Annotated in this window: 17 protein-coding genes; 8 read left to right on the top strand and 9 right to left on the bottom strand. The window is 60.5% G+C overall.

Features of this window, described 5'->3' with window-relative positions; translation table 11 throughout:
• The first annotated feature begins 128 nt into the window (after window positions 1-128).
• Both clpS and clpA read left to right on the top strand, forming a co-directional pair.
• Window positions 129-497, top strand: a complete 369-nt coding sequence (gene clpS, locus KVH01_RS18235; RefSeq protein ID WP_005789091.1) for an ATP-dependent Clp protease adapter ClpS — start codon at window positions 129-131, stop codon at window positions 495-497.
• Between the two features lie 29 nt (window positions 498-526).
• A complete protein-coding gene (gene clpA / locus KVH01_RS18230) occupies window positions 527-2,797 on the top strand; it encodes an ATP-dependent Clp protease ATP-binding subunit ClpA (protein WP_217882355.1) in 2,271 nt (756 codons plus the stop codon).
• Window positions 2,798-3,043: 246 nt separating this feature from the next.
• On the opposite strand, the gene infA is transcribed toward clpA, so the two are convergent.
• The 3 genes from infA to aat all read right to left on the bottom strand — a co-directional run bounded on the left by infA (window position 3,044) and on the right by aat (window position 4,808).
• Entirely contained in the window at window positions 3,044-3,262 is a 219-nt protein-coding gene (infA, locus tag KVH01_RS18225) for a translation initiation factor IF-1 (RefSeq protein WP_002553999.1), read from the bottom strand.
• Window positions 3,263-3,362: 100 nt separating this feature from the next.
• Window positions 3,363-4,070, bottom strand: a complete 708-nt coding sequence (locus KVH01_RS18220; protein ID WP_217882354.1) for an arginyltransferase — start codon at window positions 4,068-4,070, stop codon at window positions 3,363-3,365.
• Window positions 4,071-4,127: 57 nt separating this feature from the next.
• A complete protein-coding gene (gene aat / locus KVH01_RS18215) occupies window positions 4,128-4,808 on the bottom strand; it encodes a leucyl/phenylalanyl-tRNA--protein transferase (protein ID WP_217882353.1) in 681 nt (226 codons plus the stop codon).
• A gap of 497 nt (window positions 4,809-5,305) precedes the next feature.
• On the opposite strand from aat, the gene ftsK reads away from it, so the two are divergent.
• Genes ftsK through cysG form a run of 6 tightly spaced genes read left to right on the top strand, consistent with a single transcriptional unit; the run spans window position 5,306 to window position 12,807 of the window.
• Complete coding sequence (ftsK, locus tag KVH01_RS18210; RefSeq protein WP_034120236.1) at window positions 5,306-7,714, top strand: DNA translocase FtsK; 2,409 nt, start codon at window positions 5,306-5,308, stop codon at window positions 7,712-7,714.
• 54 nt (window positions 7,715-7,768) lie between these two features.
• Window positions 7,769-8,392 carry an outer membrane lipoprotein chaperone LolA gene (gene lolA, locus KVH01_RS18205; protein ID WP_016975527.1) on the top strand — a complete coding sequence of 208 codons (624 nt, stop codon included), beginning with the start codon at window positions 7,769-7,771 and terminating at the stop codon, window positions 8,390-8,392.
• Window positions 8,393-8,419: 27 nt separating this feature from the next.
• Window positions 8,420-9,745 carry a replication-associated recombination protein A gene (locus KVH01_RS18200; RefSeq protein ID WP_217882352.1) on the top strand — a complete coding sequence of 442 codons (1,326 nt, stop codon included), beginning with the start codon at window positions 8,420-8,422 and terminating at the stop codon, window positions 9,743-9,745.
• Window positions 9,742-10,116: a fluoride efflux transporter CrcB gene (gene crcB, locus KVH01_RS18195; RefSeq protein ID WP_003192080.1), complete on the top strand. Its 375-nt coding sequence runs from the start codon at window positions 9,742-9,744 to the stop codon at window positions 10,114-10,116. Before KVH01_RS18200 ends, crcB begins: the two co-directional genes overlap by 4 nt.
• A 15-nt stretch (window positions 10,117-10,131) precedes the next feature.
• A complete protein-coding gene (gene serS, locus KVH01_RS18190; RefSeq protein ID WP_217882351.1) occupies window positions 10,132-11,412 on the top strand; it encodes a serine--tRNA ligase in 1,281 nt (426 codons plus the stop codon).
• Window positions 11,413-12,807 (top strand): siroheme synthase CysG, encoded by a 1,395-nt coding sequence (cysG, locus tag KVH01_RS18185; RefSeq protein WP_217882350.1) that lies wholly within the window; start codon window positions 11,413-11,415, stop codon window positions 12,805-12,807.
• A 128-nt stretch (window positions 12,808-12,935) separates the two neighbouring features.
• Here cysG and KVH01_RS18180 read toward each other — a convergent pair whose 3' ends face one another.
• The 6 genes from KVH01_RS18180 to tusD form a co-directional block, all read right to left on the bottom strand.
• Window positions 12,936-13,931 carry a glutathione S-transferase family protein gene (locus tag KVH01_RS18180; protein ID WP_217882349.1) on the bottom strand — a complete coding sequence of 332 codons (996 nt, stop codon included), beginning with the start codon at window positions 13,929-13,931 and terminating at the stop codon, window positions 12,936-12,938.
• An 86-nt stretch (window positions 13,932-14,017) separates the two neighbouring features.
• The gene (locus tag KVH01_RS18175; RefSeq protein WP_217882348.1) at window positions 14,018-15,019 is read right to left on the bottom strand and encodes a glycosyl transferase family protein; all 1,002 of its coding nucleotides are present in this window, start codon (window positions 15,017-15,019) and stop codon (window positions 14,018-14,020) included.
• Window positions 15,016-15,351 (bottom strand): TusE/DsrC/DsvC family sulfur relay protein, encoded by a 336-nt coding sequence (locus tag KVH01_RS18170; RefSeq protein ID WP_217882347.1) that lies wholly within the window; start codon window positions 15,349-15,351, stop codon window positions 15,016-15,018. Before KVH01_RS18170 ends, KVH01_RS18175 begins: the two co-directional genes overlap by 4 nt.
• Window positions 15,348-15,626 carry a sulfurtransferase complex subunit TusB gene (tusB, locus tag KVH01_RS18165; RefSeq protein ID WP_057024331.1) on the bottom strand — a complete coding sequence of 93 codons (279 nt, stop codon included), beginning with the start codon at window positions 15,624-15,626 and terminating at the stop codon, window positions 15,348-15,350. Before tusB ends, KVH01_RS18170 begins: the two co-directional genes overlap by 4 nt.
• Window positions 15,626-15,976, bottom strand: coding sequence for a sulfurtransferase complex subunit TusC (tusC, locus tag KVH01_RS18160; protein WP_043046620.1), 351 nt, complete (start codon window positions 15,974-15,976; stop codon window positions 15,626-15,628). The genes tusB and tusC overlap by 1 nt, the downstream gene beginning before the upstream one ends.
• A 1-nt stretch (window position 15,977) precedes the next feature.
• Window positions 15,978-16,370 (bottom strand): sulfurtransferase complex subunit TusD, encoded by a 393-nt coding sequence (gene tusD, locus KVH01_RS18155; protein WP_217882346.1) that lies wholly within the window; start codon window positions 16,368-16,370, stop codon window positions 15,978-15,980.
• Window positions 16,371-16,414 lie beyond the last annotated feature (44 nt).

Here is a 16,414-nt window from a genome sequence, read left to right as displayed (position 1 = left end):
ACCCACTGTGGGTTCTATTGGTTGTAACACCGATTCGCCGATAGTCAAGGCGACCGGCCGGTCAGAGTTGAAATTCTGACAGGTCGCCCCCACCACTGTAATTGAACCACTGACGAACCTTTCTTTCCATGCATGCAAATAGCCAGATTCGACTAACATTCAATCAGGATCGCCCGGATCAGGAACATGATGACGACGGTTCTGCAGGCATTGCTGTCCAGGAGGCCAAGCCTGCTTTACAGGCGCCGCCGATGTACAAGGTGGTTTTGTTCAATGATGACTACACACCGATGGATTTCGTCGTCGAAGTGCTCGAGGTGTTTTTTAACCTGAACCGCGAGTTGGCGACCAAGGTAATGCTGGCCGTTCACACAGAAGGACGGGCAGTATGTGGAGTGTTTACCCGCGACATCGCCGAGACAAAGGCCATGCAGGTCAACCAGTACGCCAGGGAAAGCCAGCATCCGCTACTCTGTGAAATCGAGAAGGACGGTTAACGCCGACCACTTGGGTATGAGGTGAAGCTATGTTAAACCGCGAGCTCGAAGTCACCCTTAATCTTGCCTTCAAGGAGGCTCGTTCGAAGCGTCATGAATTCATGACCGTCGAACACCTGCTGCTGGCACTTTTGGATAACGAAGCTGCCGCCACCGTTCTGCGTGCGTGCGGCGCCAACCTCGACAAGCTCAAGCACGACCTGCAGGAGTTCATCGACTCCACCACGCCACTGATCCCCGTGCATGACGAGGACCGTGAAACCCAGCCAACCCTCGGCTTCCAGCGGGTATTGCAGCGTGCTGTTTTCCACGTTCAGAGCTCCGGTAAGCGTGAGGTCACGGGCGCGAACGTGCTTGTGGCAATTTTCAGCGAACAGGAAAGCCAGGCCGTGTTCCTGCTCAAGCAGCAGAGCGTTGCCCGTATTGATGTAGTCAATTACATCGCCCACGGTATCTCCAAAGTGCCTGGGCACGGCGATCAGTCCGAGGGTGAGCAGGAAATGCAGGATGACGAGGGCGGTGAGTCTTCTTCTTCGGGCAATCCGCTGGATGCCTATGCCAGCAATCTCAACGAATTGGCGCGCCAGGGGCGGATCGATCCGCTGGTGGGGCGTGAGCTTGAGGTTGAGCGTGTAGCGCAGATCCTTGCTCGTCGGCGCAAGAACAATCCGTTGCTGGTTGGGGAGGCGGGCGTGGGTAAAACCGCGATCGCCGAAGGCCTGGCCAAGCGCATTGTCGACAATCAGGTCCCAGACCTGTTGGCCAACAGCGTCGTCTACTCCCTTGATCTGGGCGCCTTGCTCGCCGGGACCAAGTACCGGGGCGATTTCGAGAAGCGCTTCAAGGCGTTGCTCGGCGAGCTGAAAAAACGCCCGCAGGCGATCCTGTTTATCGACGAGATCCATACCATTATCGGCGCTGGTGCAGCATCCGGTGGGGTGATGGACGCCTCCAACCTGCTCAAGCCGTTGCTGTCATCGGGCGATATCCGCTGCATCGGCTCGACCACGTTCCAGGAATTCCGTGGCATCTTCGAGAAAGACCGTGCCCTGGCGCGTCGCTTCCAGAAAGTCGACGTGTCCGAGCCTTCGGTTGAAGACACCATTGGCATCCTGCGCGGGCTCAAGGGACGCTTCGAGGCGCACCATGGCATCGAATACACCGATGAGGCCCTGCGTGCCGCGGCTGAGCTGGCGTCGCGCTACATCAATGACCGGCACATGCCGGACAAGGCCATCGACGTGATCGACGAGGCGGGGGCCTATCAGCGCCTGCAGCCGGTCGAGAAACGTGTGAAGCGCATTGACGTGCCTCAGGTCGAGGATATCGTGGCGAAGATCGCGCGGATTCCACCAAAACACGTCACCAGTTCCGACAAGGAGCTGCTGCGTAACCTGGAGCGCGACCTCAAGCTCACCGTGTTTGGTCAGGATGCGGCAATCGATTCGCTGTCCACCGCGATCAAGTTGTCCCGCGCGGGCCTCAAGTCGCCGGACAAGCCGGTGGGTTCGTTCCTGTTCGCAGGCCCTACCGGTGTCGGCAAGACCGAAGCGGCGCGGCAATTGGCCAAGGCCATGGGTATCGAGCTGGTCCGTTTCGACATGTCCGAGTACATGGAGCGCCACACCGTGTCGCGCCTGATCGGTGCGCCTCCGGGCTATGTCGGCTTCGACCAGGGCGGCCTGTTGACCGAGGCGATCACCAAGCAGCCGCATTGCGTACTGTTGCTCGATGAAATCGAGAAGGCTCACCCGGAAGTCTTCAACCTGCTGCTGCAGGTCATGGACCACGGGACCCTGACTGACAACAACGGGCGCAAGGCGGACTTCCGCAACGTAATCGTGATCATGACCACCAACGCCGGTGCTGAAACCGCTGCGCGGGCCTCGATTGGCTTCACGCATCAGGATCACTCCTCCGATGCGATGGAAGTGATCAAGAAGAGCTTCACGCCGGAGTTCCGCAACCGTCTGGACACCATTATCCAGTTTGGTCGCCTCAGTCATGAGGTTATCAAAAGCGTGGTGGACAAGTTCCTCACCGAGCTTCAAGCGCAGCTGGAAGACAAGCGCGTGCAGCTGGATGTGACGGAAGCGGCGCGCAGCTGGATCGCAGAGGGCGGCTACGATGCGGCAATGGGCGCTCGCCCGATGGCGCGTCTGATCCAGGACAAGATCAAGCGGCCACTGGCCGAAGAGATCCTGTTCGGCGAGCTCTCCGAGCATGGCGGCGTGGTGCATATCGACCTGAAGGACGGCGAGCTGACCTTCGAGTTCGAGACCACGGCGGAAATGGCCTGATCGCTCTGCAGCAATAAAAAAGGCGCCGAAAGGCGCCTTTTTGCTGACTTGAAATGCAATTCTCAGAACAATCGAGATCCAATGTGGGAGGGGGCTTGCTCCCGATAGCAGTGGTTCAGCAACAGATTAGTTGCTTGGCCCACTGCTATCGGGAGCAAGCCCCCTCCCACAGGGATTTGTGTTGTTGGGGCAAATGGCGCGCACACAAAAACGCCCGGCATAACCGGGCGTCTTGTATTGACTTGCTTAACGAGCGCGGTAAGTGATGCGCCCTTTGCTCAAGTCATAGGGCGTCAGCTCGACGCGCACTTTGTCACCGGTAAGAATACGAATGTAGTTCTTGCGCATCTTGCCGGAGATATGCGCGGTTACGACGTGCCCATTTTCCAACTCCACGCGAAACATGGTGTTGGGCAGGGTGTCGACGACAGTGCCTTCCATTTCGAAGCTGTCTTCTTTCGACATGCAGTAAAGCCCTCGGTATCCAGTGAATGGCCCGGTGCAACTGCGCCAGGCAAAAGCGGCGTGCATTGTGCCCGAAAAAGGGTGTTTAAGCCAAGGGGTTCTAGTTAAGCGTGACCCATCTTTGATTAATCAGCAGCTCAATGGGCCGATATTGGGTCTTGTAGTTCATCTTTTTGCAGTTCTTGATCCAGTATCCGAGGTACACCGCCCCCAATTCCTGGCGCATTGCCTCGCCTATTTGCCAGAGGATGGCAAAGCGCCCGAGGCTGCGGCGCTCCTCGGTAGGTTCATAGAAGGTGTACACCGCCGACAGACCGTTGGGCAGTAGGTCGGTGACGGCTACTGCCAGCAGGCGACCGTCGAGGCGGAACTCGTAGAAGCGCGAGAACGGCAGGTCGCGTACCAGGAAGGTAGAAAATTGATCGCGGCTGGGCGGGAACATATCGCCATCTGCGTGGCGCTGTTCGATGTAGCGCTGGTAAAGATCGAAATATTCTTCACTGTACTGCGGCTTGGTGGCCGTTACCCTCAGGTCGGCGTTGCGCTTGAGGATGCGTTTCTGATTTCGATCCGGCAGAAATTGCGTGACAGGGATGCGCGCCGGTACGCAGGCATTGCAATTCTGGCAATGAGGTCGGTACAGGTGATCACCGCTGCGCCGAAACCCCATCTCGGACAGGTCGGCGTACACATGCACGTCCATCGGCTGGCTGGGGTCGAGGAACAACGTGGTGGCCTGCTCGTCGGGCAGGTAGCTGCAAGAGTGGGCTTGAGTGGCATAAAACTTCAAGCGCGCCAGCTCGGTCATGATCAACCCTCGGGTTAAAGCTTTGAAATAAGTGTAAGCCAGGTGGGCGAAAGTCGCCTAGGAAACCCACGGTCCAGAGCTGGGATTGTCCAGATGCTTGTGCAAGAAGTCGGCGAAGTCGCTGCGCGGTATGGCCCGGGCACCCAGGCTATGCAGGTGATCGTTGGGCATTTGGCAGTCGATGAGCACAAAGCCCCAGGCCTGCAATTGGCGGGTGAGTGTGGCGAAACCAAATTTCGAGGCGTTGTCGGCGCGGCTGAACATGGACTCACCAAAGAACAGTTGTCCCATCGCCAGGCCATACAGCCCGCCCACCAGTTCGCCCTGGTCCCACACCTCGACGGAATGGGCGTAGCCACGCTTGTGCAGCTCCAGGTAGGCACTCTGGATACCCTCGGTGATCCAGGTGCCGTCCGCGTAGGCGCGCGGCGCGGCGCACGCCTGGATGACCGCTGCGAAGTCCTGATCGAACGTCACCGTATAGCGCTGCTGGCGCAGGAGTTTGGCCAGGCTGCGGGAGACATGCAGTTCGTCGGGGAAAATCACCGTACGCGGGTCGGGTGACCACCAGAGGATCGGCTGGCCCTCGGAGAACCAAGGAAAGCAGCCATGGCGATAGGCTTGGATCAGTCGCTCGGCTGACAGGTCGCCACCAGCGGCAAGCAGACCATTGGGTTCGCGCAGGGCCTTGGCCAAGGGTGGGAAAGTCAGGGTGTCGCGTTGTAACCAGGTCAGCATGGCATCCAGGCTTATGGCAGGGGAGGGGAGTGGCAGGCGACGCCTGCCCCGCAAGCGTTGATTATTGTCGACCCGGCGCCAGGGGGCCAGCCCGAATAGGTTATCGGCCAGGATTAGCATGAGCGGGTAATTCTGCAACTCCGTGCATCAGGCGTGGTCGTAATCGGGGCTGAGGCATGCCGGCCATCTGCCAAGCTTGCCTGGATTGCTAAAAACAGCTCATAAGCCTTTGTCAGCAAAGACAATGCATGCTCAAATTGAACAGGCTGTGACAACGCAATTGTCCAGTCTGCCGGGTGAAGGGCAAGTGTGTGGCATCGCGCACGCAAACCCGTACAATGCGGCCATTGTGGCGTTATCGCCATTTCACCTATCCATCACCCGGTGTTAAAAGTAGATTCAGCAACATTTGTTCATTTTTCAGCTGCTCGGGATAGAGCAGTCATGTGTAGTCATTCAACAGATGGACGCGCTAAAGGCGCAGGAAAAGACCCGTTTTGAAGAAATCCGCCGCAGCACCTAAAGCAGCAGTCGTACCGGCCTGGCGCCAGCACCTGCATTATCGACTCAAGGAAGGCGCACTGATTGCCATCGGTGCCCTGTGCCTGTTCCTGATGATGGCCTTGCTCACCTACGGCAAGGACGACCCGGGCTGGAGTCATAACAGCAAGATCGATGATGTGCAGAATTTCGGTGGCCCCGTGGGTTCCTACAGTGCCGATATCCTGTTCATGATCCTGGGTTACTTCGCCTACATTTTCCCGCTGCTGCTGGCGATCAAGACCTGGCAGATCTTCCGCCAGCGCCATGAGCCGTGGCAGTGGAGCGGCTGGCTGTTCTCCTGGCGCCTGATCGGCCTGGTGTTCCTGGTGCTCTCCGGCGCGGCGCTGGCGCATATTCACTTTCATGCGCCGACCGGCCTGCCGGCGGGTGCTGGCGGGGCCCTGGGCGAAAGCCTTGGCGACCTGGCCCGCAGGACCCTGAACATACAGGGCAGTACCCTGATGTTTATCGCGCTGTTCCTGTTCGGCCTCACGGTCTTTACCGACCTGTCATGGTTCAAGGTGATGGACGTGACAGGCAAGATCACCCTTGACCTGTTCGAATTGTTCCAAGGCGCCGCCAACCGCTGGTGGGCTGCCCGTGTCGAGCGCAAGCAAATGGTCGCGCAACTTCGCGAGGTGGACACTCGCGTCAACGAGGTGGTAGCACCAAGTACCCCGGACCGGCGCGAGCAGGCCAAGGTCAAGGAGCGCTTGATCGAGCGCGAGCAAGCCCTGAGCAAGCACATGTCGGACCGCGAGAAGCAGGTGCCGCCGGTGATCGCTCCGGCACCGCCCAAGGCGCCGGAACCCAGCCATCGCGTGCAGAAAGAGAAACAGGCACCGTTGTTCATCGACAGCGCCGTGGAAGGCACCTTGCCGCCGATCTCGATTCTCGACCCGGCAGAAAAGAAACAGCTCAATTATTCCCCCGAATCCCTGGCGGCCGTGGGTCACCTGCTGGAAATCAAGCTCAAGGAGTTCGGCGTTGAAGTCTCGGTCGATTCGATCCACCCAGGCCCGGTGATTACCCGTTACGAAATCCAGCCGGCCGCGGGTGTTAAAGTCAGCCGTATTTCCAACCTGGCCAAAGACTTGGCGCGCTCCCTGGCGGTGACCAGCGTGCGTGTGGTGGAAGTGATCCCGGGCAAGACCACCGTGGGTATCGAGATTCCCAACGAAGACCGCCAGATCGTGCGTTTCTCCGAAGTACTGTCGACCCCCGAATACGACAACTTCAAGTCACCGGTTACCCTGGCCCTCGGCCATGACATCGGCGGCAAGCCGGTGATCACCGACCTGGCGAAGATGCCGCACCTGCTGGTGGCCGGTACCACCGGTTCCGGTAAGTCGGTGGGCGTGAACGCAATGATCCTGTCGATCCTGTTCAAGTCCGGGCCGGATGACGCCAAGCTGATCATGATCGACCCGAAAATGTTGGAACTGTCGATCTACGAAGGCATTCCGCACCTGCTGTGCCCGGTGGTTACTGATATGAAGGACGCCGCCAACGCCCTGCGCTGGAGCGTGGCCGAGATGGAGCGCCGCTACAAGCTGATGGCGAAGATGGGCGTGCGTAACCTGTCGGGCTTCAACGCCAAGGTCAAGGAAGCCCAGGATGCCGGCACGCCGCTGACCGATCCGCTGTACAAGCGCGAGAGCATCCATGATGAAGCGCCGCTGCTGACCAAGCTGCCGACCATCGTGGTGGTGGTCGACGAATTCGCCGACATGATGATGATCGTCGGCAAGAAGGTTGAAGAACTGATCGCCCGTATCGCCCAGAAGGCCCGTGCCGCCGGGATTCACTTGATCCTCGCGACCCAGCGTCCGTCGGTGGATGTGATCACCGGCCTGATCAAGGCCAACATCCCGACACGCATGGCGTTCCAGGTATCGAGCAAGATCGACTCGCGCACCATCATTGACCAGGGTGGCGCCGAGCAACTGCTGGGCCACGGTGACATGCTCTACATGCCGCCCGGCACCAGCCTGCCGATCCGCGTGCACGGTGCCTTCGTGTCCGATGACGAGGTACACCGCGTGGTCGAAGCCTGGAAACTGCGCGGCGCGCCGGAATACAACGACGACATCCTCGCTGGCGTCGAAGAGGCCGGCAGCGGCTTCGACGGTGGCAGCGGCGGTGGCGACGATGATGCCGAAACCGATGCGCTGTACGACGAGGCGGTGGCCTTCGTGCTGGAAAGCCGTCGCGCCTCTATCTCTGCAGTGCAGCGCAAGCTGAAAATCGGCTACAACCGTGCTGCCCGCATGATCGAAGCCATGGAACACGCCGGCGTCGTAACGGCCATGAACACCAACGGCTCGCGTGAAATCATCGCCCCCGGGCAGATGCGCGACTGACCCCGTGGCGCGTGGCAACACGCGCCACGCCCTGACCATTCAATGAGGACTCCCATGCGCCTTATCCGCATGCTGTTGTTGCCGGCCCTGGCCCTGACCGCTGTCTCGGCCCACGCTGACCCGGCTTCCGTCGCCAGCCTGAAGAACCTGTTGGACAAATCCCAAACCCTGACCGCGCGTTTCTCGCAGCTGACCCTGGATGCCGGTGGCACCCAACTGCAGGAAACTGCCGGTGAAATGGCGGTGCAGCGTCCTGGCTTGTTCTACTGGCATACCGAAGGCAAGGCCGAGCAGACCATCGTTTCCGATGGCCAGAAAGTCACCCTGTGGGACCCGGACCTGGAACAGGCGACCATCAAGAAGCTGGATCCGCGCCTGAATCAGACCCCCGCGCTGCTGCTCTCGGGTGACGTGTCGAAAATCAACGATAGTTTCGACATCACTTCCAAGCAGACCAGCAACGTGATCGAGTTCACCCTCAAGCCAAAATCCAAGGACACGCTGTTTGACACGCTGTCCCTGTCGTTCGGCAACGGCGTGATCAATAACATGCGCCTGGTCGACAGCGTTGGCCAGCGCACCGATATCCTGTTTTCCGGGGTCAAGGCCAACCAGCCGGTGCCTGCCTCCAAGTTCAAGTTCGACATCCCCAAGGGTGCCGACGTGATCCAGGAATAAACTGCCCAGAGGTTTCAAGCGCTGCCCATGGATCTGTTTCGAAGTGACCCGATTGCCCAACCCCTGGCCGCGCGCCTACGCTCGACCAACCTGGATGAGTACGTCGGTCAGGAACACCTGCTCGCTCGCGGCAAGCCTTTGCGCGAAGCCCTGGAGCAGGGCGCGCTGCACTCGATGATTTTCTGGGGCCCGCCAGGCGTGGGCAAGACCACCCTGGCGCGGCTGCTGGCGAAAGTCTCGGATGCGCACTTTGAAACGGTCTCGGCAGTGTTGGCCGGGGTCAAGGAGATCCGCCAGGCGGTGGAAGTCGCCAAGCAGCAGGCCGGGCAATACGGCAAGCGCACCATCCTGTTCGTCGACGAAGTGCATCGCTTCAACAAGTCGCAGCAGGATGCGTTCCTGCCGTATGTGGAAGACGGCACCTTGATCTTCATCGGCGCCACCACTGAAAACCCTTCGTTTGAACTCAACAACGCCTTGTTGTCGCGAGCGCGTGTCTACGTGCTCAAAAGCCTGGACGAAGCGGCGATGCAGAAGCTGCTGCAGCGAGCCTTGAATGAAGACAAGGGCCTGGGTAAGCGCCATCTGAGCGTCAGTGAAGAAGGCTTCAAGATCCTGCTCACCGCCGCCGATGGCGATGGCAGGCGCTTTCTCAATTTGCTGGAAAATGCCTCGGACCTGGCCGAAGACGGCGGCGAAATTGGCGTCGACTTGCTGCAAAGCCTGCTGGGCGATACGCGCCGGCGCTTCGACAAGGGCGGCGAAGCCTTCTACGACCAGATTTCCGCGCTGCACAAATCCGTACGCGGCTCCAACCCGGACGGCGCGCTGTACTGGTTCGCGCGCATGATCGACGGCGGTTGCGATCCGCTGTACCTGGCCCGTCGCGTGGTGCGCATGGCCAGTGAAGACATCGGCAATGCCGACCCGCGTGCCTTGAGCCTGTGCCTGGCGGCCTGGGAGGTGCAGGAGCGCCTCGGCAGCCCGGAAGGCGAGTTGGCGGTGGCCCAGGCCATCACCTACCTGGCTTGCGCGCCGAAAAGCAACGCGGTGTACATGGGCTTCAAATCGGCGCTGCGAGCGGCGGCTGAACATGGTTCGCTGGAAGTGCCGATGCACTTGCGCAATGCTCCAACCAAGCTGATGAAACAACTGGGCTACGGCGATGAATACCGTTATGCCCATGATGAGCCGGATGCCTACGCAGCTGGCGAAGACTACTTCCCTGATGAGCTGGAGCCGCAGCCGTTCTATCAGCCAGTGCCCCGTGGCCTGGAGTTGAAGATTGGTGAAAAGCTCAATCACCTTGCTACCCTCGACCGTTTAAGCCCCCGCCAGCGGAGAAAATCATGATTCCCTTGGTCGTCGCTGTCTCGGCTGGTGGCATCGCCGGTACACTGCTGCGCTTTGCCACCGGCAATTGGATCAACGCCAATTGGCCGAAACACTTCTATACGGCGACGCTCGCCGTTAATATCGTGGGCTGCCTGCTGATCGGCGTGTTATACGGCCTGTTTTTGTTACGCCCGGAAGTACCTGTCGAGGTGCGTGCCGGCTTGATGGTTGGCTTTCTTGGCGGCCTGACGACTTTTTCATCCTTTTCACTGGATACCGTGCGCCTGCTGGAAAGCGGGCAAGTGCCGCTGGCGATTGGCTATGCGGCCATCAGCGTATTCGGCGGGCTGCTCGCCACCTGGGCCGGCCTGTCCTTGACCAAACTTTGATAACGAGAGACCGACATGCTCGATTCCAAACTGTTACGTAGCAACCTTCAGGACGTAGCGGACCGCCTGGCATCCCGTGGCTTTGCCTTGGATGTTGCGCGCATCGAAGCGCTGGAAGAACAGCGCAAGACCGTCCAGACCCGCACCGAAGCACTGCAGGCTGAACGTAATGCGCGCTCCAAGTCCATCGGCCAGGCCAAGCAGCGCGGCGAAGATATCGCGCCGTTGATGGCAGATGTGGAGCGCATGGGCACTGAGTTGTCCGAGGGCAAGATCGAGCTGGAAGGCATTCAGACTGAGCTGGATTCGATCCTGCTGGGCATCCCGAACCTGCCCCACGAATCCGTGCCGGTGGGCGAAGACGAAGACGGCAACGTAGAAGTACGTCGCTGGGGTACGCCCAAAGCCTTCGATTTCGAGATCAAGGACCATGTCGCCCTGGGCGAATTGACCGGTGGCCTGGATTTCGAGACCGCGGCAAAAATGTCCGGTGCGCGCTTTGCACTTCTGCGCGGCCCGATTGCGCGCATGCACCGTGCCCTGGCGCAGTTCATGATCAACCTGCACACCGGTGAGCATGGTTACGAAGAGGCCTACACCCCGTATCTGGTCCAGGCACCGGCGCTGATGGGCACCAGTCAGTTGCCGAAATTCGAGGAAGACCTGTTCAAGATCACTCGCGACGGTGAAGCTGACCTGTACTTGATCCCGACTGCCGAAGTGTCGCTGACTAACATCGTGGCCGGCGAGATCCTCGATGCCAAGCAATTGCCGTTGAAGCTGGTTGCCCACAGCCCGTGCTTTCGCAGTGAAGCCGGTGCGTCGGGTCGCGATACGCGCGGTATGATTCGCCAGCACCAGTTCGACAAGGTCGAGATGGTGCAGGTGGTAGAGCCGTCGACCTCCATGCAAGCCCTGGAAGGCCTGACCGCCAATGCCGAACGCGTGTTGCAACTGCTGGAGCTGCCATACCGCGTCCTGGCCCTGTGCACCGGCGACATGGGCTTCAGCGCCGTGAAGACCTACGACCTCGAAGTGTGGGTGCCGAGCCAGGCCAAATACCGCGAAATCTCGTCGTGCTCCAACTGCGGTGACTTCCAGGCCCGTCGCATGCAGGCGCGTTTCCGCAACCCGGAAACCGGCAAGCCGGAGCTGGTGCACACCCTTAACGGTTCGGGCCTGGCCGTAGGCCGTACCCTGGTGGCCGTGCTGGAAAACTACCAGCAGGCTGACGGCTCGATCCGTGTACCTGAGGTGCTCAAGCCGTACATGGGCGGCGTTGAGGTCATCGGCTAAATGGAATTTCTGCCGCTGTTTCATAACCTGCGCGGCAGTCGTGTGTTGGTCGTCGGTGGCGGGGAGATTGCCTTGCGCAAATCCCGGCTGCTGGCTGATGCCGGTGCATTGCTGCGGGTGGTTGCTCCCCAGATCGAAGACCAGCTGCGCGTGCTGGTGCTGGGCAGTGGCGGGGAACTGATTTTGCGCGGTTATCAGGAGGCCGACCTTGACGGTTGCACCCTGATCATCGCGGCGACCGACGATGAGCCGCTGAATGCGCAGGTGTCCAGTGATGCCAAGCGTCGCTGCGTGCCGGTCAACGTGGTGGATGCGCCGGCCTTGTGCAGCGTGATCTTCCCGGCGATTGTCGACCGTTCACCCTTGGTGATTGCGGTCTCCAGTGGCGGCGATGCGCCGGTACTTGCGCGTTTGATCCGGGCCAAGCTGGAAACCTGGATTCCCTCGACCTACGGTCAGTTGGCCGGGTTGGCGGCGCGTTTTCGTGCCCAGGTCAAAGGTTTGTACCCGGATGTGCAGCAACGCCGGGCGTTCTGGGAAGAGGTATTCCAGGGGCCGATTGCCGACCGTCAATTGGCCGGGCAGGGCGACGAGGCCGAGCGCCTGCTGATCGACAAGGTCAACGGCGCACCGCCGCACGCGCCCGGTGAGGTTTACCTGGTGGGCGCTGGCCCGGGCGATCCGGACCTGCTGACCTTCCGCGCCCTGCGCCTGATGCAGCAAGCCGACGTGGTGCTCTACGACCGCCTGGTGGCGCCGGCGATTCTCGAACTGTGCCGTCGTGACGCCGAGCGCGTGTACGTCGGCAAGCGCCGCGCTGACCACGCTGTGCCACAAGCCCAGATCAACCAGCAACTGGTGGACCTGGCCAAGCAAGGCAAGCGCGTGCTGCGCCTTAAAGGTGGCGACCCGTTCATCTTTGGTCGGGGTGGTGAAGAGATCGAGGAACTGGCGGCCCATGGCATCCCGTTCCAGGTGGTGCCGGGGATCACCGCAGCCAGTGGTTGTGCGGCGTATGCCGGGATTCCGCTGACGCACCGCGACTATGCGCAGTCGGTGCGCTTTATCACGGGACACCTTAAGAACGGTACGTCGGATCTGCCCTGGCAGGACCTGGTGGGGCCGTCGCAGACCCTGGTGTTCTACATGGGCTTGATTGGCTTGCCGATCATTTGCGAGCAGTTGATCAAGCACGGGCGCTCGCCGGACACGCCGGCCGCTTTGATCCAGCAGGGCACCACTTCCAACCAGCGCGTGTTCACCGGCACCCTGGCCGATTTGCCGCGCATGGTGGCGGAGCATGAAGTGCATGCGCCGACACTGGTGATCGTGGGTGAGGTGGTGGTACTGCGCGAGAAGCTCAAATGGTTCGAGGGCGCCCAGTCCCAAGTCTGAACGACCGACCCACTGTAGGAGCGAGCTTGCTCGCGAAAAACTCAAGGACGCTAAGGGCTACCTGATAGCGCTGCGTTATCGTTGGCGTTCTTCGCGAGCAAGCTCGCTCCTACAGGCGGCGGTTTACGTCAGCTCCACACACCTTTGCCGTGCAATGCATGGCGATCATGCTCGGTAGCAAAGCCCTGCAACGGCCCCTTCGGCACAATTCCCGTCGGGTTGATCGTGCGATGGCTGGCATAGTAATGCCCCTTGATATGCTCGAAATCCACCGTCTCGGCCACGCCTGGCCACTGGTACATCTCCCTTAGCCAGTTCGACAAATTCGCATAGTCGGCAATCCGTCGCAGGTTGCATTTGAAGTGGCTGTAATACACCGCATCAAAACGAATCAGCGTGGTGAACAGGCGCACATCGGCTTCGGTCAGGTACTCGCCGGCCAGATAGCGATGGCTGCCCAGGTGCTGTTCAAGATGATCCAGCTCGGCAAACACATCATCAAAGGCACTTTCATAAGCCTGTTGTGACGTGGCGAAGCCTGCGCGGTACACACCGTTGTTCACGGCGGGGTAGATGCGTTCGTTGAGGGCGTCGATGGTTAGGCGCAGGGTATCGGGATAAAAATCCAGGGTGTTGCCGGTCAGCCCGTTGAATGCGCTGTTGAACATGCGGATGATCTCCGCCGATTCATTGCTGACGATGCGCTTGAGCTTTTTGTCCCACAACACCGGCACGGTGACGCGCCCGGTGTAATCGGCGGTTTCGGCGGTGTAGCGCTGGTGCATGAAGTCCAGACCGTCCAGTTTGTCGCCGCTGGAGCCGTGGGCCTTGTCGAAGGTCCAACCGTTTTCCAGCATCAACCAGCTGACCACCGAGACGTCGATGAGGCTTTCCAGGCCCTTGAGCTTGCGCAGGATCAAGGTGCGGTGCGCCCAGGGGCAGGCGAGGGATACATAGAGGTGATAGCGATCGGCCTCGGCCTTGAAGCCGCCTTCGCCGCTGGGGCCAGGTTGGCCATCGGCGGTTACCCAGTTGCGGCGTTTTGCCTGCTCCCGCTGGAATGCGCCATCTGCGCTACTTTCGTACCACTGGTCTTTCCAGTGTCCTTCAATCAGCAAACCCATGACTGACTCCTTGGCTATAAGCGTTGGAGCCAGTCTAGCGGGGTGAGTTCGAACTAAAAGCGCAAAGACCCGGGGTTAATTATCGATTAAATCGATTTGTCCCGTGCGTCCCAGTATTGCTGGGCCAATTCGAATGCCTGTTGCCGTGGGTGGCCCAGGCCGCGCAACGCGAGGGCCATGGTGGCGATCAGGGCCAATTGCGGGTAGCTGTCCTCAACGTCGCCGCGCCACAGCGCTTTCAGATGCCCGGGCTCCAGGGTCGCTGGCTTGACGTGGCGCTGGTCGGAGAGGGCGGGCCACTCTTCATCCCAGCTCTGGCCGCCAGTGGTGCCATACAGGTGACTAAGGGTGTCGGGGTTGATCTCGATCTCGCCGCCGTCGCCCTTGACCACAATCACATTGTCACCGAGCAGGCCACTGGCATCGCGATGTACGCCCTGGTAACCCGGGTGGAAGATGCTTTGCAGGCCGCAACGCGCATTCAGCGGGTTGAGCAACCGCGCCAGGGAGTGGATGGGCGAGCGCAGGCCGAGGGTGTTGCGCAGGTCGATCATGCGTTGCAATTGCGGCGCCCAGTCGCCCAGGGGGATAAACGCCAGGTTGCCGTGCTCGAAGGCGCTCTCGACTTGCTGCCAATTGCGGCACAGCGGGATCCCTAGAGCCTCCAGCAACTGCTCGGTGTACAACCGGCCCGCCGTGTGGGCACCACCGCCGTGCATCAGGATGCGCACGCCGTTTTGTGCCAGGCACTTGGCCGCCAGCAGGAACCACGGCAGGTGGCGTTTCTTGCCGGCATAGGTCGGCCAGTCGATGTCCACATTCAGGGCTGGTGCGTTGAGCCGTTCACGTACCGCTTCGGTGAAGCCGGCAAGCTCTTCCGGGCTTTCTTCCTTGTGGCGCAGCAGCATCAGGAAGGCACCGAGCTGGGTATCCTCGACCTTTTCATCGAGCAGCATGCCCATGGCTTCCCGGGCTTCCTCGCGAGTGAGGTTGCGCGCGCCGCGCTTGCCTTTGCCGAGGATACGCACGAACTGCGCAAAGGGATGCTCTTGGGGCGTTGCGAGGGTCAGGGGGGCAAAGTCGGTCATAAGCAATTCGTCGGCCTGGGCAGGCCCGCCAGCTTGGCGGCGAGTTTGGCGGGAGTGCCGTTGAACAGTTTGTTGAGGTGCAGGCTGTTGCCCTTATCCGGGCCCAGTTTCAAGGCGGTGTACTTGATCAGCGGGCGCGTGGCCGGGGACAGCTGGAATTCGGCATAGAACTGGCGCAGCAGCCGCAGGATCTCCCAGTGATCCGCGGTCAGCTCCAGGGCTTCGGCAGCGGCCAGGGCGTGCGCCACCTCATCGGACCAGTCATCCAGGTCGACGAGGTAGCCGTCCTTGTCCAGTTCCAGGGCGCGAGCGCCTACGGTCAGGGTGTTCATAGCCAGGTGTTGACCTTGTCGTAGTCGATCGACAGTTGTACGAAACCTGGGTAGTCCACGCTGTCGGCCCAGTCGGGCAGGGGCAAATTACGCGCCTGCATGTCTTCGGCCAGTACAAACACCTTCACGCCCTTGGTGTGCAGGGCAGGGCTGTGCAAGCCGTAGGCGCCATCGCCGCAGAGCAGGATCGCGTCTTCACGGCCACACAGGCGCAGGCAGCTGTCGAGGCGGCTATCGGTGAACGGAGAATGAGACAGCACATGTAAAGTCGACATCAGAGGGTTATCACCTGGTCGTAACGGTCAATCAGTCTGCAAATGTCTTCGTTGCCAAGGGGCTGGGCGCTGGCCGGCGGAGTGAGCCCGCGCTCCGCCAGGCTATGGCTGCAAGCGAATACGTCATCAATGCCAAACAGCCCCAATGCCTGCAGGTTGGCACCGAGGTCCTTTTGCTGCACGGCCTTGGCGTCCTGATGCGGCGCCAGCTGAAACACACCGTCGTCAAGAAACAGCAGGCCAATGGGCAGATCGAACGCGCCACCGGCCAGCACGATATCCAGCGCTTCCCGCGCACTCGGCCCGGACCATGGGGCCTGGCGGCTGATCACCAACAGGGATTTGGACATGTCATGGCCCTCCAAAACAGATCAGGCGGTCGGCGTCCTGGATTGCGTCGTGCAATTGCCCCAGGCCTGACAGCGCCCAGGGTGCCTCCAGATTAACCGCGCTGCGTTGATAGCGCGTGGCTTCCTCTGCATTGAGCACGCCACGGCGCAAGGCCGCAGCGATGCACACCACGCCGTCAAGCTGGTGCTGGCTGACAAACTCGCGCCATTGGCGGGCGATGTCTTGCTCATCCTGGGGGGCAACGACGTTATTGGACGCGCTGTACACGCCATCTTGATAAAAAAACAGCCGCACAATCTCATGCCCGCCGGCCAGCGCTGCCTGGGCGAACAACAGGGCGCGGCGCGAGGAGGGCGTGTGGGCGGCGCTATACAGTGCAATCGCGAACTTCATGGAACACTCTGCCAACAAACGTGGGCCAATGATAAAGCCGCCGC

The sequence above is a fragment of the Pseudomonas khavaziana genome (assembly GCF_019145205.1).
Classification (GTDB): Bacteria; Pseudomonadota; Gammaproteobacteria; order Pseudomonadales; family Pseudomonadaceae; genus Aquipseudomonas; species Aquipseudomonas khavaziana.
This window is presented reverse-complemented; position numbering and strand designations above follow the sequence as displayed.